The sequence below is a fragment of the Streptococcus parasanguinis genome, assembly GCF_047465465.1.
GTDB lineage: Bacteria > Bacillota > Bacilli > Lactobacillales > Streptococcaceae > Streptococcus > Streptococcus parasanguinis_AI.
Genome location: NZ_JASGZU010000002.1, coordinates 213,598 through 234,740, shown reverse-complemented (window position 1 = coordinate 234,740; position 21,143 = coordinate 213,598). Strand labels below are relative to the sequence as shown.

Here is a 21,143-nt window from a genome sequence, read left to right as displayed (position 1 = left end):
GGACGGTTTTGGATAAAAGAATACTAAAAAATTTGTTATAATGGAGGTTAACAAAAAGGTGATTAGAGTAAGAATATGCAAGATAAAATTGTCATTCATGGGGCACGCGCCCATAATTTAAAAAATATAGACGTGGAAATTCCACGGGACAAATTAGTCGTGGTGACGGGTTTGTCTGGTTCTGGAAAGTCCAGTCTGGCCTTTGATACCCTCTATGCAGAAGGCCAGCGCCGCTACGTGGAGAGCTTATCGGCCTACGCCCGGCAGTTTTTGGGAAATATGGAAAAACCAGATGTGGACTCCATTGACGGCTTGAGTCCAGCCATTTCCATCGACCAAAAAACGACCAGTAAAAACCCCCGTTCTACAGTGGGGACGGCAACAGAGATCAATGACTACCTTCGCCTGCTCTATGCGCGTGTAGGGACGCCTTATTGTATCAATGGACATGGCGCTATTACCGCTTCTTCGGTTGAGCAAATTGTCGATCAAGTCTTGGAATTACCAGAGCGCCAACGCCTGCAAATTCTAGCTCCCATTATCCGCAAGAAAAAAGGCCAGCACAAGAATATCATTGAAAAGGTGCAAAAAGACGGCTATGTTCGGGTCCGAGTTGACGGTGAGATCTATGATGTGACAGAGGTTCCAGAACTGTCTAAAAGCAAACAGCACACGATTGAAGTGGTGGTAGACCGGATCGTGATCAAAGAGGGCATCCGCTCGCGTCTCTTTGATTCGATTGAGGCAGCTCTTCGGATAGCGGACGGTTATGTGGTGATTGATACCATGGATGGAAAGGAACTGCTCTTTTCGGAGCATTATGCTTGTCCAGTCTGTGGCTTTACCGTTCCTGAATTAGAGCCCCGTCTCTTTTCTTTCAATGCGCCTTTCGGCTCCTGTACAGACTGTGATGGGTTAGGCATTAAGCTGGAGGTGGACTTAGATTTGGTGGTGCCAGATGATCGCTTAACTCTTCGTGAAGGAGCTCTTGCTCCTTGGAATCCGATCTCTTCCAACTACTATCCTCAGATGTTGGAGCAGGCCATGATCCATTTTGGTATTGATATGGATCAGCCTTTCTCAGATCTTTCTCAAGAAGAAAAGGACTTGGTTCTCTATGGTTCAAACGGGAAAGAATTCCACTTCCACTATGAAAATGAGTTTGGTGGGGTTCGGGATATTGAGATTCCTTTTGAAGGGGTCGTAACCAATATTCACCGCCGTTTCCGTGAGACCAATAGTGATTTCACCCGCAACCAAATGCGCTCTTATATGAACGAATTGACCTGTGCGACCTGCCATGGCTACCGTCTCAATGACCAGGCTCTTTCTGTTCGTGTCGGAGGAGAAAAGGGGATGCATATTGGGGAAGTGTCAGATCTATCGATTGCGGACCACTTAAAAGCTGTGGATCAGTTGGTCTTAACAGACAATGAAGCTACGATTGCAAGACCGATCCTAAAAGAGATCAAAGATCGTTTGACCTTCTTAAACAATGTAGGCCTTAATTACTTGACCTTGTCACGCTCAGCAGGAACACTATCAGGTGGAGAAAGCCAGCGCATTCGCTTGGCAACCCAGATCGGTTCCAACCTCTCTGGAGTCCTTTATATCTTGGATGAGCCGTCAATCGGCCTCCATCAAAGGGACAATGACCGCCTGATTGCCAGTCTCAAGAAGATGCGCGATTTAGGCAACACCTTGATCGTCGTCGAACACGACGAAGATACCATGAGAGAAGCAGACTACCTGATCGACGTTGGCCCAGGTGCCGGTGTCTTTGGGGGAGAGATCGTTGCTGCGGGAACTCCAAAGCAGGTAGCTCGCAACAGCAAATCCATCACTGGCCAGTATTTGTCCGGCAAACGCAAGATTTCGGTTCCAACAGAGCGCCGTTCAGGAAATGGTCGTTCTATTGAAATTACAGGGGCCAGTGAGAACAACTTACAAGATATTACAGCGCGTTTTCCTCTGGGCAAATTTATCGCAGTCACTGGAGTTTCCGGTTCTGGAAAATCGACCTTGATCAATGGCATCTTGAAAAAAGCCATCGCTCAAAAGCTCAACCGCAATTCGGAAAAACCAGGGAAATACAAGACCATTCAGGGGATTGAGCATATCGATCGCTTGATCGACATTGATCAAAGCCCGATCGGTCGGACTCCTCGTTCCAATCCAGCAACTTATACAGGCGTCTTCGATGACATTCGCGATCTCTTTGCTCAGACCAATGAAGCCAAAATTCGGGGCTATAAGAAAGGTCGCTTTAGTTTCAATGTCAAGGGTGGGCGTTGTGAAGCCTGCTCAGGAGATGGCATCATCAAGATTGAAATGCACTTCTTGCCAGATGTCTTTGTTCCTTGTGAGGTCTGCCATGGACGTCGCTACAATAGTGAGACTCTCGAAGTCCACTACAAGGAAAAAAATATCGCAGAAGTGCTGGATATGACCGTCAATAAGGCAGTCGAATTCTTCAAACACATTCCGAAAATTGAACGCAAACTCAAGACCATCCAAGATGTGGGCTTGGGCTATGTAACACTGGGGCAACCAGCGACCACCCTTTCAGGTGGGGAAGCGCAGCGGATGAAGTTGGCTTCTGAATTGCACAAGCGCTCTACAGGAAAATCCTTCTATATCTTGGATGAACCAACGACAGGACTTCATACCGAAGACATTTCTCGCTTGATCAAAGTCTTAGAGCGATTTGTGGATGATGGCAATACGGTCCTTGTGATTGAGCACAATTTGGATGTCATTAAGACAGCAGACCATATCATCGATTTAGGACCAGAAGGTGGTATCGGTGGCGGAACCATTATTGCGACCGGAACGCCAGAAGAAGTGGCAGCCAATCCTGCTAGCTACACAGGACAATATTTGAAAGGAAAATTACAATGAATCAACGGATCAGCAACTTAAGAAACAAAATGAAAGCCCAAAACCTTAAGGCGGTATTGATTAACAATTTGAAAAATGTTTACTATTTGACCAATTTCTGGGGTTCAAATGGGACTGCTTTGGTGACAGAAGAACGCGTGGTCCTCTTTACGGATTCGCGCTACACCATTCATGCTCATGCGACTTGTTTCCCCTCTGTAGAAATTGTGGAAACCCGCGATGAGTTGACTGCAGTGGCAGAGATCGTCAAGGATCTTGGAATCAAAGAACTTGGTTTTGAGGACGAAGTGACGGTGGCCTACCATGCCCGTATGGCTTCTATTTTCAGTGGCATCAACCTTCAATCCCTAGCGAACTTTGTGATGGAATTGCGCTTGATTAAAGATGAAACAGAGATTGCGGCCATTAAAAAAGCTTGTAGCATCTCTGACCAAGCCTTCCATGATATTTTAGACTATATCAAGGTAGGGAAAACGACAGAGTTGGAAGCAGCAACTTTCCTCGATTTTAGAATGCGGGAGTTGGGAGCTTCTGGTGTATCTTTTGACATTATTTCAGCAGCTGGTGAACGCTCTGCTATGCCTCACGCGACTCCAAGTGATCGGGTGATTTCAGCAGGAGATGCCTTGACCCTTGATTTTGGTTGCTTGTATGACCACTATGTCAGCGATATGACACGGACCATCTATGCTGGACATGTCAGCGACAAGGAAAGAGAAATTTACGAAACGGTTTTAAAAGCCAATCAGGCCTTGATTACTGCTGCAAAAGATGGACTTGGCTTCCGTGATTTTGACAAAATCCCACGTGATGTGATCGAAAGAGCCGGCTATGGCCAATACTTTACTCATGGAATCGGTCACGGCATTGGTCTTGATATCCATGAAGAACCATACTTCAGCCAAACGTCTAAAGAAGCGATTCAAGCAGGTATGGTCTTAACAGATGAGCCAGGTATTTATATCGAAGGTCTCTCTGGCGTGCGGATCGAAGATGACCTCTTGATTACAGAAACTGGCTGTGAAGTCTTGACTCTTGCTCCTAAAGAATTGATTGTCCTATAAAATAGACAGTATTTTCTTAACCCCTGTGTAACAAACAAAGATAAGAAATGAGGCCTATGAAAAAACGAATTTTAGTATTGGGAATTCTTCTAGTAGCCCTTCTATTTGCATTTGCTCCTTCTGCTCATGCTGGTGTCGGCAATACGCATAGTGGTGGTAGTAGCACTATTCATTCTGGCGGTGGTGGTGGTAGTAGCTGGTCTGGAGGGGGAAGTAGCTGGTCTGGTGGCAGTAGCTGGTCTGGTGGATCCAGTAGCTACAGTTCTAGTTCTGGATCAGACTCTGGTGGGGCGGTAGCAGTTGTCGCCATCATTGGATTGATTGGATTTGTCTATAATATTGCAAAAGAGGCTAATGAGAGTGATGATTCGTCCTATTCAAATAGTGGTCCAAAACGGACAACCGAAGAACGGGCGGGTCGACCAATTGAGAACAACTATGAAGCGATTCGCCGCATCCGTAAACTGGATCCAATGTTTGATGAAGACCGCTTCTTGTCGCAAGTCAAGCTGGTTTATCTTCAATTGCAGTCTGCTTGGACAGAAAAGGATTGGAATTCCGTACGGAACTTAGAAAGTACGAGTCTTTATGAGCAACACTTGACGCAGTTGCAAGAGCATATTCGTGCCAAAACAACCAATGTTCTAGAGCGCGTGTGTGTGGAAGATTCGAAGATCAAAGACTTTATCGAAAATCCAGAAGGCAATGACCGCATTGAAGTTATTCTGTCTTCGACGATGAGAGATTACATCCGAGACGATGAATCGGGTCGTGTGATCGAAGGGGATCCGACCAAAGATCTCTTTACAGTATACCGCATGGTCTTCCTCCGTGAACACGGGGCTCAGACAGAGATCATTAAGAATTCTGAAGTCTTAAGTGATCACTGTCCGAACTGTGGTGCGCCGCTGACGATCGATTCAATCGACAAGTGTGAATATTGCCAAGCGTCCTTGAAACACAATCCAAAAGATTGGGTCTTGGATGTCTACGAAGTTGTGGATGAAATTGAATTCTACAGATAGGAGAATATATGGGATTTATTAAAGCAGCCCTTTCAGCGGGCATTTCAAGTTTTCAAGATAGTAAATTTAAGGAAGCTATTACCTTGCCAGAAGCTGTTCCGGCAACAGCTTTGGCCATTAAGGGACAGCTCTTGACCAAAGATCCAGATGGACGCTCTCGTCAGAGCAACCAAAATACGGGGCTATTGACAGATGGATCTGTCGTCATTGTTCCTCAAGGCTATGTTGCTCTCTTGGTCAATAATGGAACTTTTCTAGGAGACCTTCTAGAAGCAGGTAGCCACGAATGGCAAGCTGGTGAAAATGCCTGGTTGTTTGAAAAGGGTGGCGTTAAAGGGACTTGGGACCAGTTCAAGAATCGCTTCTCATTTGGTGGTCAAGTGGTCACCCAACAAGAAATTATTTTTGTGCGGATGCAACCTTTTACAGGAAATAAATTTGGCACCCAAAATCCAGTCGAGTATTTTAGCGACCGTTACCAACAACTTCTGAGCATTCGTTTTTATGGTCTCTATGATGTTAAAGTAGCAGATCCTGTACTCTTTTACGTCAGTGCAGTCAGTCGCCAAATTGCTGCTGACAAACCGTTTACCTTGGAAGATGTGGCTCAGGGAACCTTGCGCCAAAACTTAGCGCCAAAAATTGCAGTTGCTATTTCAAAATATACAGCTGAAAATAAGGCAGATATCTACAATATCAATGCAGACCAAGACGTCTTCAATGAAGTCGCAAAACGCGAAGTCAACAAAACTTGGGCAGAATTATATGGTATTGAATTAACCAATGTCCTCATCGAAGATTTGAGCTACGATGCAGACAGTATGGCCAAGGTTAATAAACTGGACAGTGAATTGGCAGCGATGAAGTACAATACCATCGAAATTGAAGAGCGTCGTGCCCGCAATGAGGCCCTGGTGGCAGCCGCTAAAAATGAAGGTGGCAATGGCATGAACATGATCATGGGGATGAACTTGGGTCAAGCCCTTGGCAATGACCTTCAAAAACAAGCCTCTCCAGCTCCAGACAAGCCACATACCTTCTACATTGAAGTAGATGGAAAATATGTCCATGTCACCAAAGATGCGGATGGCAACATTGTGCCTGTGGACCAATAAGGAATAGTGAAGCTGGTGGTGGAAATGTAGAGATACTAAGGACTCGTTCCTGCAATCTCTCTCCGCCTTCTAACCTTCCTAAAAAGCAAAGATTGCTGTTTGAGAAAAATCAAATAGTGTGTTACAATAAAGAGTAATCTATTTTTAAAAAAGAGGTAATAAAACATGATCGAAGCAAGTAAATTGAAAGCTGGTATGACTTTTGAAACAGCTGATGGAAAATTGATCCGCGTTTTGGAAGCTAGCCACCACAAGCCAGGTAAAGGAAACACTATCATGCGTATGAAATTGCGTGATGTCCGTACTGGTTCAACATTTGATACAAGCTACCGTCCAGAAGAAAAATTTGAACAAGCGATTATCGAAACTGTTCCAGCTCAATACTTGTACAAAATGGATGATACAGCCTACTTCATGAACACTGAAACATATGACCAATATGAAATTCCAGTTGTGAATGTAGAACAAGAATTGCTTTACATCCTTGAAAACTCAGAAGTAAAAATTCAATTCTACGGAAGCGAAGTCATCGGTGTAACGGTTCCTACAACTGTTGAATTGACTGTTGCAGAAACTCAACCATCTATCAAAGGTGCTACAGTGACTGGTTCTGGTAAACCTGCTACAATGGAAACAGGTTTGGTCGTAAACGTTCCTGACTTCATCGAAGCTGGACAAAAATTGGTCATTAACACTACTGAAGGAACTTACGTTTCTCGTGCATAAGAGACATCTCAGGGTGTCAAATAGAAAGGAACTTCTATGGCAACTGAACAATTTGGTGACATCGTTATTGCACCACGTGTATTAGAAAAAATTATTGCGATTGCGACAGCAAAAGTCGAGGGTGTCTATTCGCTTGAAAATAAGAGTGTTTCAGATAGCTTATTAAAACGCTCACTTGGACGTGGCGTCTACCTTCATACAGAAGAAGATGGTCAAGTTTCAGTAGACATCTATCTCTATTTAGAATACGGAGTGGCTGTACCATCTGTCGCTGTAGCCATTCAAAAAGCGGTCAAGTCTGCAGTTTATGATATGGCAGATGTAACCTTGGATGCTGTCAACATTCACGTTGTTGGTATCGCAACGGAAAAATCTCCAAAACCAGACTTGAAAGATTTGTTTAATGAGGACTTCCTCAATGACTGATGAAATTTTATTAGAATCACGTCGAGATTTGCGTGAGCGCGCCTTCCAAGCCTTGATGGCCTTGGAATACGATGGAGACATTGTTGAAGCTTGTCGTTTTGCTTATCTACATGATAAGGACCTAGCAGAAGACAAAGAAGTCGATCTTCCTGCCTTTCTCATGAATCTCGTGACGGGTGTCTACCAATCCAAAGATCAACTGGACCAGCAAATCGGTCAACATTTGAAAACCGGCTGGACTGTTGAGCGCTTGACCTTGGTAGAGAAAAACATCCTTCGTCTGGGAATTTACGAAATGACAGAGTTTGATACACCACAGATCGTCGCAGTCAATGAAGCGGTGGAATTGGCCAAGGCCTTTTCAGATGAAACCTCTTCACGATTTGTCAACGGTGTCCTCAGTCAATTTGTGACAGAAGAATAAGTAAAAAGAGCCTACTGGCTCTTTTTTTGGTAAAAAAATATGAGAGTGGGACAGAAATCGGTAATTCGTTAGAATTCGATTTCGTCGTCCCACCTCCGCACAGTTGAGTAGGGCTGTAAAAGCTGATGAAATCAGCGTAGTAGAGCCCACTCAACCACTGCGTCTTGCTCGACAATCCAAAAATAATTGAGAGGCTAGGACTTTTGTCCCAGCATCGTTGTTTTAGACACTTTTTCCAGAGTGGAGACTAACGGGCAAGAAATAACCGGTAGTCGCTACTTTTTTTCCTTCGATCTTTTGGAGTAAAAGATCTACCATGAGGATAGCAATGTCTTCGAGGGGTTGTTGGATGGTTGTCAGTTCAGGTGTATAGGTCTCAATGAACTGGGTTCCATCATAACCAATCACTTTCAAATCCTGGGGAATCTGAATATCTAATTCTCTAGCGACTTTCATGATCAAGATCGCCGTCAAATCATCGGAGGCGAAAATGGCATCTGGTTTGTGGTGGGTTAAAATCTGTTTGATTTCCATTTCTTTGCGAATAGGGGAGAAATCACTGGAAACATTAATGATCATGGACTCAGGTAGAACCGATGCAAACCCCGCATGACGCAAGCCAGTTGGGGAGTTAGAGTTGTCATTACCTGTGATCATGATAATATTTCGGGCTCCGGTTTTTACTAAAGTTTCTGCTGCTAGCACTCCACCAGCATAGTTGTCTGAAGAAACAACCGGAATTTCTGGGGAGAGGTTGCGGTCAAAAGCAATGATAGGAGCAGTTACCCGGTTGTAATCTTCAATGCCCAAATTATGACTTCCTGAAATGATGCCATCTACCTGGTTAGCCTCCAACATCTCAATATATTCGCGCTCTTTCTCGGAGTCGTGCTCACTATTGCAGATGATGGTTTTATAGCCATGTTTGAAGAGTTGGTGTTCTAGTTTGTCGATTAATTCAGCATAGAAAACATTGCTGATGTTGGGAAAGATCAAGCCGACTAACTTGGCTGATTTTCCTTGGAGGCTTCGAGCAACATTGTTAGGTTTATAGCCTAATTCTCGCATGGCTTCTTGGACTTTTTGAATCGTTTTCTCAGACAGGTATCCTTTTTTATTGATAACCCGTGAGACAGTAGTAGGGCTGACACCGGCGAGTTTGGCGACATCAGTTAGCTTTGCGACCATAATCAAGTTCGTAGTAAGTTCCAGTAGGGGTTCCAGACTTGATCAAGATTCCATTTTGATCTGCATGTGGGTAGACCCGACCAGAAAATACTTTTTCTCCTTTATTGATAAAGATTTCAAAAATCGAATTGTCAATGAAAATATTAGCGGTTGTTGCTTGGTTAGCGATTGTGCAGCTACGGCTCGCACCGAATTCTTGGGCATATTGCTCACCAGCCTGGCTTCGATCGACTGTGACCAATCCTTTAGCCAGATCAAATGTGAGAGCTAAGCCCTTCCCTTCTGCATCGGCAAAGAGGACGATTTCGTTCTGGCTATCCTTTTCAAACTGCAATTCCAATTCATAGCAGTTCTTGGTTTGTGCCTTGTTGGCAAATTCCTCACTCTCAGCGCGCAAGTCTTTGATGGCTTCAACTGGGTATTGGTAGAGCTTGCCATCTTTGATGGTTAATTCTTTGACCAGTGAGAGAGCTCCTTGGTAGTCATAGGAATCCGTTGGATAAGAAACGTCTGGAAGACCTAGCCAGCTAACAGTATAGGCACGTCCATCGGGAGCATTAAATCCTTGAGTGGCATAGGCTTCAAAACCATAGTCGAGATTATGCAATTCAGATACATCAACCATTTTGGCCTTTTCTGGGTCAAAGCTTGCCCCAATCTTGTACATATTTGGATAGATATTGTCATAATCGAGAACGGCTTTATCTAAGCCTTGAGGGCAGTATAGGAGAACGGGTTGGTCTCCTACAAAGACTAGGTTGGGACATTCCATCATATAAGCTGTCCGATCGTTTGCAAAATCCAAGTCACCGACTGTAACCCAGTTGGAATAGTCATTATCTACAGCCTTATAGAGACGGATGAATCCTTTCTTCTCAAGGTCTTGACCACCAACGATAGCGTAGAATTGACCTTTGAAATTAAAAATCTGTGGGTCACGAAAGTGATCCGTAGAGTCAGCCGGTTGATCAATCAAGATTTTGTCAATTTTTTCAATCTTGCCGTCTTTATCCATCAAAGCACCGACTTGGTAAGGATGACGAACCCATTCTGCATCACGAACATTTCCGGTGTAGAATAAGAATAGTTTGTCACCAAACTGCATGGCTGATCCGGAATAAGCTCCATGGCTATCCAGATCTGTGTCTGGAAGAAGCGTTACACCAGTTTCTTTGAAATGAACCAAGTCTTCACTTTCTGTTTGTACCCATGATTTTAACCCATGGGCTGCACCAAATGGGAAATTTTGGTAAAACAAGATCCATTTTCCATCAAAGTAGGAAAAACCGTTAGGATCATTTAAGAGACCAGCTTTTGGCTCAACATGATAGTGTGTATGCCAAGGAGATTTGGCCATATGATCTTGGATGGCTTGCTTTTCCTCTTCTGTCCAGTCTTCGTAACGTCTGTAACGACGTTCAGTTGTCCATTCCATTTTATTCCTCCGAATTTTTTCTTACTTCCATAGTACCGATTTCCTATTAAAAATGCAAGCGATAAATGAAAAAAATGGCAAAAAATGTCAAACGTTTGACATCTATTTTGCAGCCTGAAGAAAAGAGGAGAAGTTGAAAAATTATGAAAAAATGAAAGAAAATGAAAACAAAAGACTGATTCAGAGCGCTAAGAAGCGTGGTACAGGGCTGTTTTAAAATGAAAATAGTTTCATACTGTCAAAAGGTGTCAAAAAGTCCAAAAAAGTTTCAAAAAAATCCTGCAAAACGCTTGACATATTTTCAATACGTGGTACAATTAAAAACGTAGAAACGATTTAACCGTTTACATTACAAAAAATAAGGAGATTTACTTTATGGATTACAATAAAGTAGCCAAAGAGGTTATCGAAGCAGTCGGTAAAGATAACCTTGTTGCGGCAGCACACTGTGCGACACGTCTACGTTTGGTATTGAAAGACGATAGCAAAGTTGATCAAGCTGCACTTGATAACAATGCTGATGTCAAAGGAACCTTCAAATCAGATGGTCAATACCAAGTGATCATCGGACCTGGAGATGTAAACTTTGTTTATGAAGAGCTAATTAAAGCTACTGGTTTGAAAGAAGTATCAACAGACGATTTGAAACAAATCGCTGCAAAAGATAAGAAATTCAACCCATTGATGGCCTTGATTAAACTCTTGTCTGATATCTTCGTTCCAATCATTCCTGCCTTGGTTGCAGGTGGTCTCTTGATGGCCCTTCGGAACTTCTTGACTTCAGCTGGTTTATTTGGACCTAAATCATTAGAAGAAATGTACCCAGCTATCAAGGGTCTTTCAGCTATGATCCAATTGATGTCAGCTGCACCATTTATGTTCTTGCCAATTTTGGTTGGTATTTCTGCAGCCAAACGCTTTGGAGCAAACATCTTCTTGGGTGCTGCGATCGGTATGATCATGACCACACCAGATCTTGGTGGGGCTACTAAATTCTGGGATATCTTTGGCTACAATGTAGCACAAACAAACTATGCCTACCAAGTTATTCCTGTCTTAGCAGCGATCTGGATCTTGGCACATTTGGAAAAATTCTTCCACAAGAAATTGCCATCAGCTGTTGACTTTACCTTTACTCCATTGCTTTCTGTGATGATTACTGGTTTCCTTACCTTTACAGTGGTTGGTCCAGTGATGCTTTTGGTGTCAAACGGAATCACAGACGCTATTGTATGGTTGTATAACACAACAAGCTTTATCGGTATGACAGTCTTTGGTGGAACTTACTCATTGATCGTTATGACAGGTCTTCACCAATCATTCCCAGCTATCGAAACACAATTGCTTTCAGCTTGGCAAAAAGGTGCGGGTCATGGAGATTTCATCTTCGTCGTTGCATCAATGGCCAACGTAGCGCAAGGTGCTGCAACTTTTGCCATCTTGTTCTTGACGAAGAGCGAAAAAACTAAAGGTCTTGCATCTTCTGCAGGTGTGTCAGCCCTTCTTGGTATTACAGAACCAGCCCTCTTCGGGGTTAACTTGAAATACAAATTCCCATTCTTCTGTGCCCTTATCGGTTCAGCAGTGGGTGCCCTCTTTGCGGGTCTTCTCCAAGTAGTTGCTGTTTCACTTGGATCAGCAGGTTTCCTTGGATTCCTTTCAATCAATGCAACATCTATCCCATTCTACCTCTTGTGTGAAGTGATTGCCTTTGCGGTAGCCTTTGCATTGACTTACTTCTATGGTAAGACAAAAGCAGCAGCTGTGTTTGCGGCTGAAGGAAATGTAGCAGCAGCAGAAACTTCTGAAAAAGCAGAAGCCAAAGAAGTAGCAGCTGCTTCTGAAGAAGTTGAAGCAACTCTTGCGGATGAAGTGATTGTAACTCCTATCGTTGGTAGTACAGTAGCACTTGCTGATGTGAATGATCCTGTCTTCTCAAGTGGAGCGATGGGACAAGGAATTGCCATCAAACCAACTGAAGGCGTTGTCTATGCACCAGCTGATGCTGAAGTAACCATTGCTTTCGCAACTGGTCACGCTTACGGTTTGAAGACTGCTAATGGTGCTGAAATCTTGATCCACGTTGGGATTGATACAGTATCAATGAATGGTGAAGGATTTGATCAAAAAGTAGCTCAAGGCGATAAAGTCAAAGCTGGTGATGTCCTTGGTACATTTGATGCAGCGAAAATTGCCGCAGCTGGTCTTGAAGACACAACTATGGTGATCGTCACTAACACAGCTGACTTTGCTTCTGTCACACCTGTTGCAACTGGATCTGTTGCGAAGGGTGATGCAATCATCGAAGTTAAAGCTTAATCGAAAAATAAGTTCTCAAGGACTGGTCTATCATCTCCAGTCCTTGAATTTTATTTCTCAAAAAAGGTGTGTTTTTTCTTTAGAGAAGAGAAAAAGATTGACTACAAAATATGCTATAATAAATACAGGATATTTTTCATAATAAAAAAGGAGCCAACATGACAAAATTATATGGAAGTTTGGAAGCTGGCGGTACAAAATTTGTTTGTGCGGTTGGTGATGAAAACTATAATGTTGTGGAAAAAGTACAATTTCCAACAACCAAGCCAATTGAGACGATTGATAAGTGTATTGAATTTTTCTCAAAATTTGAGGATCTAGTTGGGCTTTCGATTGGTTCATTTGGACCAATTGATATCGATCCAAATTCAAACACTTATGGTTTCATCACAACGACTCCAAAACCAAATTGGGCCAATGTAGATATCGTTGGGGCTTTCCGTCGTGCCTTGAATGTACCAATCTATTTCACGACAGATGTGAATAGCTCTGCCTATGGAGAAGTGGTCGCACGCAATAACGCGGGTGGCCATATCGAAAACTTGGTTTACTATACAATCGGAACAGGAATCGGAGCTGGTGTCATCCAACGTGGTGAGTTTATCGGGGGAGCTGGACACCCAGAAATGGGACACTACTATGTAGCTCAACACCCAATGGATGTGGAAAAAGAATTCAAGGGTGTTTGTCCTTTCCACAATGGCTGTTTGGAAGGCTTTGCGGCTGGTCCTAGTCTCGAAGCTCGTACAGGTATTCGTGGGGAAAACATTGAACTCAACAGCAATGTATGGGATATTCAAGCCTACTACATCGCACAAGCAGCAGTGAATGCGACAGTTACCTTCCGCCCAGACGTCATTGTCTTTGGAGGAGGAGTCATGGCTCAACAACATATGTTAGATCGTGTTCGCACGAAATTTACTGCCCTCTTGAACGGTTACCTCCCTGTACCAGATGTGAGAGATTATATTGTGACACCTGCAGTTGCTGGCAATGGTTCAGCGACCTTGGGGAACTTTGTTCTTGCAAAACAAGTGAGCGAAAAGCTTAAAAAATAAGCAGCAATTGTCTCTTAGAGGTTAGAAACAAGAGCGAGGAGGCTGGGACAAAAGTCCTAGCCTCTCAATTATTTTTGGATTGTCGAGCAAGACGCAGTGGTTGAGTGGCCTCTACTACGCTGATTTCATCAGCTTTTACAGCCCTACTCAACTGTGCGGAGGTGGGACGACGAAATCGAATTCTAACGAATTACCGATTTCTGTCCCACTCTCTTCTTTCGTCTATCTATCAAGAAGTGAGGAAGGAATGAAAAAGAATATTGTAAAAGATGTCTTATTCTTGGGTCAAAAGTCAGAAGAAGCGACACCTGAGGATCGCACTTTGGCTTTGGATTTGCAGGACACCTTAAATGCTCATCTCCTTGAGTGTGTCGGTTTAGCGGCTAATATGATCGGGGTGAAAAAACGGGCGATTATCATCCGAATGGGAAGTGAAAATCTGGTCCTCTTTAATCCGGTTCTCCTTGAAAAGAAAAAGCCTTACCAAACAGAGGAAGGATGCTTGTCCTTGATGGGGAGTCGGCCGACCACTCGTTATGAGGAGATTACAGTGACCTATCGAGATGTGAATTGGAAAGCAAAAACAATTCATTTGACAGGTTTTCCAGCCCAGATCTGTCAGCATGAAATGGATCATCTAGAAGGCATTATTATCTAAAGATGAAGGATGGAGTCGATTCGGCTCCATTTTTTTAGTTCTTATGGAAACTTTTTTCTTGACAGGGATCTTTTTTGTGTTAAAATAGTTCTCATAGTAACTTTAAAGTTCTTAAGAGAACTATTTGGAGGAAATGATGGACAAACCTTTACAAGAATTTAAAAAAATCGGCCATCTCATTCACCTCATGGTAGAAAGAGAGGCCAAGAAGAGAGGGCTTGAATTTAGCGCAGGACCCCAAGGTCAGGTATTGAGCTTTTTATCTCATCGTGAGAAAGAGGGAAAAGTGACCTTGATTCGGGATGTTGAGCAGGAACTTCATATCTCAAAATCCGTGACGAGTAACCTGATCAAGCGGATGGAGAAAAATGGCTTTATTTATTTAGAGGCTAGTCCGACCGATAAACGGGCCAAGTATGTCTACCTAACAGACAGTGTGAAAAATAAGTTGAATGACATGAAACAATTCTTTGAGGAAGTGGACCAGAAGATGATGGCTGGTGTATCAGAAGAAGAATTGGCCATCTTTTTCAAGGTCATGCATCAATTTTATGAGAATATGAAAAAAAGGAGCGAGGAATGATCAATATGTTTCGGCGGTTAACCGCCAAAGAATGGGGCATGATTGCCCTTAGTACGGTCTTTATCTGTCTGGCTGTTTGGATGGATTTAAAGACTCCTGAATACTTATCTGATATCACGACCCTCTTAGCTAAGGATGGGACCAAGGTTTCTGATATTATGGATCCGGGAAGCAAGATGTTGCTCTTCTCTTTTGGAAGCTTTTTGATGGCAGTTTTTGTGGGCTTTTTGGCTTCAAGAGTCGCTGCCAGCTTTACGACGCGACTTAGAGGAGAGATTTTCCATCAAGTGATGGATTACTCTGATGCCGAGATCAAGAAATTCTCCGTTCCCTCTCTCTTAACTCGTACAACCAATGATTTGACCCAGTTACAAATCATGATTGTCATGGGGATGCAAGTTGTGACGCGTGGTCCCATTATGGCGATTTGGGCTCTGACCAAGATTTGGGGGAAGAGCAGTGCCTGGACAACGTCTGTTGGGATTGCGGTCTTGATGGTCTTGATTCTTCTCTCTGTTCTTGTTCTGATTGCCTTTCCGTGCCAGCAAAAGGTTCAGGGTTTGACCGATGCCTTGAATGCGACGACACGGGAGAGTTTGACTGGGGTGCGCGTGGTCCGTGCCTACAATGCAGAAGCGTATCAAAATGAAAAATTCCAAACGGAAAACAAGGGCTTAACCCGTCTAAATCTCTTTGTTTATCGTTTGATGTCTCTGATGAACCCTGTCATGACAGTGGTATCAAGTGGTTTGACCCTTGCTATCTACTGGATTGGGGCGCACTTGATCAATGATATCGCCATGCCAAAAGATCCTACAAAGATCTTCACCAGTCCTGCATTAGCGGATCGGACCAAGGTCTTCTCCGATATGATCACCTTCTCCTCTTACGCCATGCAGGTTGTCATTGGCTTTATGATGATGGTGGCCATCTTGATTATTCTGCCTCGTGCCTTAGTATCCGCAAAACGGATTAATCAGGTCTTGGCTCTAGAGCCGTCTGTTGATTTTCCATCTGAGTCCAAGACTGAGTCTGGAGAAAAAGGAAGTGTAGAATTCCAAGATGTTTCCTTCCGCTATGGACGGACTTCCCGTGCTGTGATTGAGCACGTGACCTTCTCAGCTCAGAAAGGACAAACCGTTGCCTTCATTGGATCAACTGGTTCTGGTAAATCCACTTTGGTCAATTTAATTCCACGTTTTTACGATGCGACAGAAGGAAAGATCTTAGTGGATGGGGTGAATGTCAAGGACTATAGCCACCAAGAATTGAACAATAAAGTCGGCTACATTCCCCAAAAAGCAGTGCTCTTTAGCGGCACGATTCGCTCCAATATGGAATTTGGAGAAAGTAGTCAAGGAAAATTAGAGGATGAAGCCATCTGGAAAGCCCTTGAATTGGCCCAAGCCAAAGAGTTTGTTGCCACAAAAGAGAAGGGCTTGGATACAGAAGTAGCGCAAGGAGGAAGCAACTTCTCTGGAGGACAACGTCAACGTTTGGCCATTGCGCGTGCCCTTGCACGTAAGCCTGAGATCCTCATCTTTGATGATTCCTTCTCAGCCCTTGATTACAAAACGGATCGGATCCTGCGACAAGCTCTGAAAGAAGAGCTGGCAGATACGACCAAATTGATCGTTGCCCAACGGATTTCGACCATTATGGATGCGGATTTGATTTTGGTCTTGGATCAAGGGAAGGTCGTCGGTCAAGGCACCCATAAAGAATTGCTTGCGACCAATGAAGTCTATCAAGAAATTGCCTATTCACAATTGTCTAAGGAGGAGTTGGAACATGCATAAGACAAAACAAAAAACATCCCTTTGGAGCCAACTTTCTCCCTATTTGAAGGGCTTCCACCTATTTTTCCTAATTGCTATCCTCTTTTCGATCGTATCGAGTGTAATCACGGTTATTGGACCGGATAAGTTAAAAGAAATTACAGATACCATTACAAAAGGGATGGGAGGCGCCATTGATATTGATAAGATCACTTCGATTGCCCTGACCTTAGCCATCCTTTATGGAGTTGGAGCACTGGTGTCCTACAGCAGTAGTTTCATTATCTCAACCATGATTCAGCGCTTTGCAGAACGCTTGCGCAATGCCATTGCTGAGAAGATCAATCGCGTGCCCCTCCAATATTTTGATAGCCATGAACAAGGAGATACCTTGTCTCGTGTGACCAATGACGTGGATTTGATGACCCAATCCTTTAACCAAAGCTTGGTTCAAATGGTCTCTTCTATTGTCTTATTGATTGGCTCCATCCTTATGATGTTTAAGACGGACTGGCACTTGGCGGTGACAGCGATTGTGTCCGTCTTTGCAGGTTTTGCTCTTTCCAGCATCATTATGGTCAAGAGCCAGCCTCTCTTTAAGCAACAACAGGACAACCTTGCCAAAGTTTCAGGTTATGTTGAAGAAATCTATAGTGGCCACAATATCGTCATTTCCTACAATGGCCGTCACCAAGCCAAAAATCATTTTGATACCATCAATCAAGATTTGTACCATAGCATGTGGAAATCCCAATTCTTCTCTGGGATCATGATGCCCTTGATGCAGTTTGTAGGGAATTTCGGATATGTCATGGTCTGTATCGTTGGGGCTGTCCTCACCATTAATGGGGACATTACCATCGGGACCATTGTGGCCTTTATGACCTATGTCCGCATCTTTACCCAACCAATTGGTCAAATGGCCCAAGGAATTACCCAATTGCAATCGGCCAGTGCTGCTTTGGGGCGTGTCTTTGAATTCTTAGACGAAGAAGAAATGGAAGACGAATCCCAAAAAATTCGCCAATTGGAATCGCCAAAAGGTCATGTTACCTTTGAGCATGTTCGTTTTGGTTATTCACCAGACAAGACCATTATCCATGACTTTACTGCTGAAGCGAAGCCTGGGCAAAAAGTAGCCATTGTTGGTCCAACAGGCGCAGGTAAGACCACCATGGTCAATCTCTTGATGCGTTTTTACGACATTCAAGCTGGTAAAATTACCATCGATGGTGTGGATACTAAGGCCATGAGTCGCGAAGAAGTTCATGATGCTTTTTCGATGGTCTTGCAAGATACCTGGCTCTTTGAAGGGACCATTCGGGAAAACTTAGTCTTTAATCAAACCGATATTTCAGATGAAGCAGTCGAAGCGGCAACCCGAGCGGTTGGGGTCCATCACTTTATTCGGACCTTGCCGAATGGTTATGACACCGTGCTAGATGATTCTGTCACCTTGTCCGTCGGTCAAAAGCAACTCTTGACCATTGCGCGTGCCCTCTTGAAGGATGCCCCGCTCCTCATCTTGGATGAAGCAACCTCATCTGTCGATACCCGAACAGAAGAGTTGATTCAAAAAGCCATGGACAAACTCATGGAAGGCCGAACTTCCTTTGTCATTGCCCATCGCTTGTCCACTATCCGTAATGCGGATCTGATTCTCGTGATGAAAGATGGAAATATTATCGAGCAGGGTAACCACCAAGAACTCATGAGCCAAAATGGCTTCTATGCCGACCTCTACAATAGCCAATTCACAGAAGAAGTGGCATGAAATCAAGATACAAGGCTTGTGAAATGTAAAGTAAAATAATAGGATAGAAGGCAATTCTATGTGCTTCTATCCTATTTTTTATGCTGGAAGAAGGGATGGGAAAGACGATTCTTAGGTACAGAAAAATGACAAAGCGTCAAAAATAGATCGCTTCTAATGTGAAAAAGAAGAAAGAAAGGATAAAAAAGAAGCCTGGCTTGACAGGATTTCTTAGGATCGCGTATACTAGTAGTACAAAAATGAGATGATAGACAGGAGTGCCAACATGAAGCCCAATCTTCAAGATTATCCGAAATTTTATCGTTGGCTAACCCTGCCTTTTACGAGAAAGCCACATCGTGTGCAGGTCCTTCAAAGGACGAATCGAATCTTGACGTTCGCCATGCCAGGCATCTACGGCCTGGTCTTTTGTTGGCTGTTTTTAAAGAAAACTTCAATGGGAGAAATCTGGCCTTTTATCTGGATCCCTGCTTCGGGTTTTGTCTTGTTTAGCCTCTTTCGTCATTGGGTCAATGTTCCGAGGCCTTATGAGAAGTGGGAGATTCAACCATTATTAGAAAAGAATTCATCCGGACATTCCTTTCCTAGCCGACATGTATTTTCGGCGACCATTATTTCTATGTGTGTCTGTCAGTTGTCGCTTCCGTTTGGAATGTGCTCGATGCTCCTATCTCTTCTATTAGCCCTTGTCCGAGTTCTTGGAGGGGTTCATTATCCCAAGGACGTTCTCGTCGCTTGGGGATTGGGACTCGTCTGGGGAGGACTCTTTTTGCTGGTTTGAATGAACAAATTCCTAAAAATTGACCTTTGTGTAAGAGTGAAGGATAGTGTATACTGGAAAGTAGATTTAGAATAGGAGAGAAAATGAAGTACAGAAAAGCAAAAAAAGCAGATCTGGGTCAGGTGGTTCGAGTAGCCAGTACAGCTTTTGAGGAGTATCTATTTTTAAAAGTCATCAAAGATTTGGTGCGTGATCCCAAGCAGTATCCTGCCTTTGTTGAGGCCATGATGCGCATCTTGGTAAAGGTTTTTCTCAAGCACCATATTTGCCTTGTGGCAGAAAAGAACGATGAAATTTATGCAGTTGCCTTGTTACAAAAGGGACCGATTCCTTTTCGAGCCTATCTCTTAAATGGGGGATTGGGTTTGCTCAAGTTTATTTCCTTGAAGAATATGTTGGCCTACTTTAAATTTATGGAGGACACGGATAAGGAATTGGAGCAAAATGTAGACTTTGATTGGTATTTAATGCTTCTCGCAGTCGCCCCTAAACATCAACGGCAGGGCTATGGCAGTCGCTTTATGACAGAAGGAATTGAGCCTTTCTTGGAGGAGGTTAAAGGAGAAAAACTAGCCTTTTATACCAATACGAAGGGAAATGTCTATTTTTATACCAAAAATGGCTACAAGGAAGTCTACTCTAACGAGATTAGCTTTAACCATGTAGAAATGGGGAGCTGGTATTTCTTGAAGGAACTAAAAAAACACTAAGGTTGTAACCTTAGTGTTTTTTCATTGTAGTTGTGAAATTGCTTGAATGCCGAATTTTTCAAAGAAAGCAGTTCGTTCTTCTATGATAGCATTAGTCGGATGTTTGATATTCCGTAAGAGCTCAACAAGGTCTGGAGTGACTTCACGTAGCAGTTGCCCTAAAGACCAGATAGCCGTTGCAATATGGATCTGATTTTGCGAGGTCTCGATGATGTTCAGGAGTTTAGGGATGGCTGAGCGGTCATTGGCATTGGCTAGTGCGATAATGGCATTGCGCTGGAGGATATTCTTGCCTCGCCAGCTTCCAGCAACATGCCCGAATTTTTCCTTAAATTGTCCGTTTGACAGCTCGAGAAAAGGAATCAACTCTGGATGAGCCAGATCAGGATCGATTTCTGTTGCCAAGGGATTATCCAGCCCTTTGTTATAAGGGCAGCTAATCTGACAGATGTCACATCCATAGATGACCGTTTTAATTTTCTTGCGAAATTCTAGGTCCATCATGCCCTTGTCCTGAGTTTGGAAAGACAAACAGCGTTTTGCATTCATAGAGCCATCTCCGATTAGGCAGGAGGTTGGGCATGCATCTAAACAACGTCGACAGTCTCCACAACCATAGTCGACAGGATGATCTGGTTCAATTTCGAGATTGGTAATCAATTCCCCCAAAAACATGTAAGAACCGTATTCTTTTGAAATGACTAAGCCATTTTTTCCGATAAAGCCAATTCCAGCTCGTTGGGCGACAGCCGTATCAACCAGTGCTCCAGTATCGACCATGCCCTTGTATTCAAAATCTTGCGTCATTTCTTCAATTCCAGCAGCTAAGCGGTTGAGCTTGTCTTGAAGGACATAATGGTAGTCTAATCCCCAGCTGTTGGGCGTGAATTTTCCTCTTTTATAGGCTGTTTTTTGAGGTTGTTGCTTGAGTTTGTGGGGGTAGGCGACAGCGATTGAGATGATCGTCTTTGCGGAGGAGAGACTTAATTTGGGGTGGATGCGCTCTTCAATATTCTTATGCTCGAATCCAGAATTCCGTCCTTCCTCAACGGCCAAGCGGAGCGATTTTTCCAAATAAGCAAAGTCATCAGCAGTTGTAAATCCAATTTTTGAAATCCCAATAGAATGTGCCAGTTGGATAATATTTTCTTTTAGTGTCATCTTTTCCATTATACACA

Annotated in this window: 18 protein-coding genes; 15 read left to right on the top strand and 3 right to left on the bottom strand. The window is 43.5% G+C overall.

The window, feature by feature from the left end; translation table 11 throughout:
- The first annotated feature begins 75 nt into the window (after positions 1-75).
- The 7 genes from uvrA (at position 76) to nusB (ending at position 7,681) form a co-directional block, all read left to right on the top strand.
- Positions 76-2,901, top strand: a complete 2,826-nt coding sequence (gene uvrA / locus QM351_RS05550) for an excinuclease ABC subunit UvrA (RefSeq protein WP_414326896.1) — start codon at positions 76-78, stop codon at positions 2,899-2,901.
- Positions 2,898-3,965 carry a M24 family metallopeptidase gene (locus QM351_RS05545; RefSeq protein ID WP_414326894.1) on the top strand — a complete coding sequence of 356 codons (1,068 nt, stop codon included), beginning with the start codon at positions 2,898-2,900 and terminating at the stop codon, positions 3,963-3,965. Before uvrA ends, QM351_RS05545 begins: the two co-directional genes overlap by 4 nt.
- A 56-nt stretch (positions 3,966-4,021) precedes the next feature.
- Positions 4,022-4,990 (top strand): TIM44-like domain-containing protein, encoded by a 969-nt coding sequence (locus QM351_RS05540; protein ID WP_414326892.1) that lies wholly within the window; start codon positions 4,022-4,024, stop codon positions 4,988-4,990.
- Between the two features lie 8 nt (positions 4,991-4,998).
- Positions 4,999-6,105 carry an SPFH domain-containing protein gene (locus QM351_RS05535; RefSeq protein WP_368403893.1) on the top strand — a complete coding sequence of 369 codons (1,107 nt, stop codon included), beginning with the start codon at positions 4,999-5,001 and terminating at the stop codon, positions 6,103-6,105.
- Positions 6,106-6,270: 165 nt separating this feature from the next.
- Entirely contained in the window at positions 6,271-6,831 is a 561-nt protein-coding gene (efp, locus tag QM351_RS05530) for an elongation factor P (RefSeq protein WP_003005479.1), read from the top strand.
- 36 nt (positions 6,832-6,867) lie between these two features.
- Positions 6,868-7,257 carry an Asp23/Gls24 family envelope stress response protein gene (locus QM351_RS05525; protein WP_414326891.1) on the top strand — a complete coding sequence of 130 codons (390 nt, stop codon included), beginning with the start codon at positions 6,868-6,870 and terminating at the stop codon, positions 7,255-7,257.
- A complete protein-coding gene (nusB, locus tag QM351_RS05520) occupies positions 7,250-7,681 on the top strand; it encodes a transcription antitermination factor NusB (protein WP_003008602.1) in 432 nt (143 codons plus the stop codon). Before QM351_RS05525 ends, nusB begins: the two co-directional genes overlap by 8 nt.
- Before the next feature lie 222 nt (positions 7,682-7,903).
- Here the strand turns inward: nusB and QM351_RS05515 are convergent, their stop codons facing one another.
- Both QM351_RS05515 and QM351_RS05510 read right to left on the bottom strand, forming a co-directional pair.
- Complete coding sequence (locus QM351_RS05515; RefSeq protein WP_049471835.1) at positions 7,904-8,869, bottom strand: LacI family DNA-binding transcriptional regulator; 966 nt, start codon at positions 8,867-8,869, stop codon at positions 7,904-7,906.
- The gene (locus QM351_RS05510; protein ID WP_414326889.1) at positions 8,850-10,304 is read right to left on the bottom strand and encodes a sucrose-6-phosphate hydrolase; all 1,455 of its coding nucleotides are present in this window, start codon (positions 10,302-10,304) and stop codon (positions 8,850-8,852) included. The genes QM351_RS05515 and QM351_RS05510 overlap by 20 nt, the downstream gene beginning before the upstream one ends.
- A gap of 375 nt (positions 10,305-10,679) precedes the next feature.
- Between QM351_RS05510 and QM351_RS05505 the strand changes: the two genes are divergently transcribed.
- From QM351_RS05505 to QM351_RS05470, 8 genes are all read left to right on the top strand, one after another.
- Positions 10,680-12,623, top strand: coding sequence for a sucrose-specific PTS transporter subunit IIBC (locus tag QM351_RS05505; RefSeq protein WP_201089881.1), 1,944 nt, complete (start codon positions 10,680-10,682; stop codon positions 12,621-12,623).
- A 158-nt stretch (positions 12,624-12,781) separates the two neighbouring features.
- Positions 12,782-13,681 carry a fructokinase ScrK gene (gene scrK / locus QM351_RS05500; protein ID WP_414326887.1) on the top strand — a complete coding sequence of 300 codons (900 nt, stop codon included), beginning with the start codon at positions 12,782-12,784 and terminating at the stop codon, positions 13,679-13,681.
- A 247-nt stretch (positions 13,682-13,928) separates the two neighbouring features.
- The gene (locus QM351_RS05495) at positions 13,929-14,339 is read left to right on the top strand and encodes a peptide deformylase (protein ID WP_049474067.1); all 411 of its coding nucleotides are present in this window, start codon (positions 13,929-13,931) and stop codon (positions 14,337-14,339) included.
- Between the two features lie 136 nt (positions 14,340-14,475).
- Positions 14,476-14,922, top strand: coding sequence for a MarR family winged helix-turn-helix transcriptional regulator (locus tag QM351_RS05490; RefSeq protein WP_049474066.1), 447 nt, complete (start codon positions 14,476-14,478; stop codon positions 14,920-14,922).
- Positions 14,919-16,721 (top strand): ABC transporter ATP-binding protein, encoded by a 1,803-nt coding sequence (locus QM351_RS05485; protein WP_414326884.1) that lies wholly within the window; start codon positions 14,919-14,921, stop codon positions 16,719-16,721. Before QM351_RS05490 ends, QM351_RS05485 begins: the two co-directional genes overlap by 4 nt.
- Entirely contained in the window at positions 16,714-18,474 is a 1,761-nt protein-coding gene (locus QM351_RS05480; protein WP_024054810.1) for an ABC transporter ATP-binding protein, read from the top strand. Before QM351_RS05485 ends, QM351_RS05480 begins: the two co-directional genes overlap by 8 nt.
- A 265-nt stretch (positions 18,475-18,739) precedes the next feature.
- Positions 18,740-19,255, top strand: a complete 516-nt coding sequence (locus QM351_RS05475; RefSeq protein ID WP_414326881.1) for a phosphatase PAP2 family protein — start codon at positions 18,740-18,742, stop codon at positions 19,253-19,255.
- 83 nt (positions 19,256-19,338) lie between these two features.
- Complete coding sequence (locus QM351_RS05470) at positions 19,339-19,965, top strand: GNAT family N-acetyltransferase (RefSeq protein ID WP_414326879.1); 627 nt, start codon at positions 19,339-19,341, stop codon at positions 19,963-19,965.
- 21 nt (positions 19,966-19,986) lie between these two features.
- Here the strand turns inward: QM351_RS05470 and queG are convergent, their stop codons facing one another.
- Positions 19,987-21,126 carry a tRNA epoxyqueuosine(34) reductase QueG gene (gene queG, locus QM351_RS05465; RefSeq protein ID WP_254727356.1) on the bottom strand — a complete coding sequence of 380 codons (1,140 nt, stop codon included), beginning with the start codon at positions 21,124-21,126 and terminating at the stop codon, positions 19,987-19,989.
- Positions 21,127-21,143: the final 17 nt, after the last annotated feature.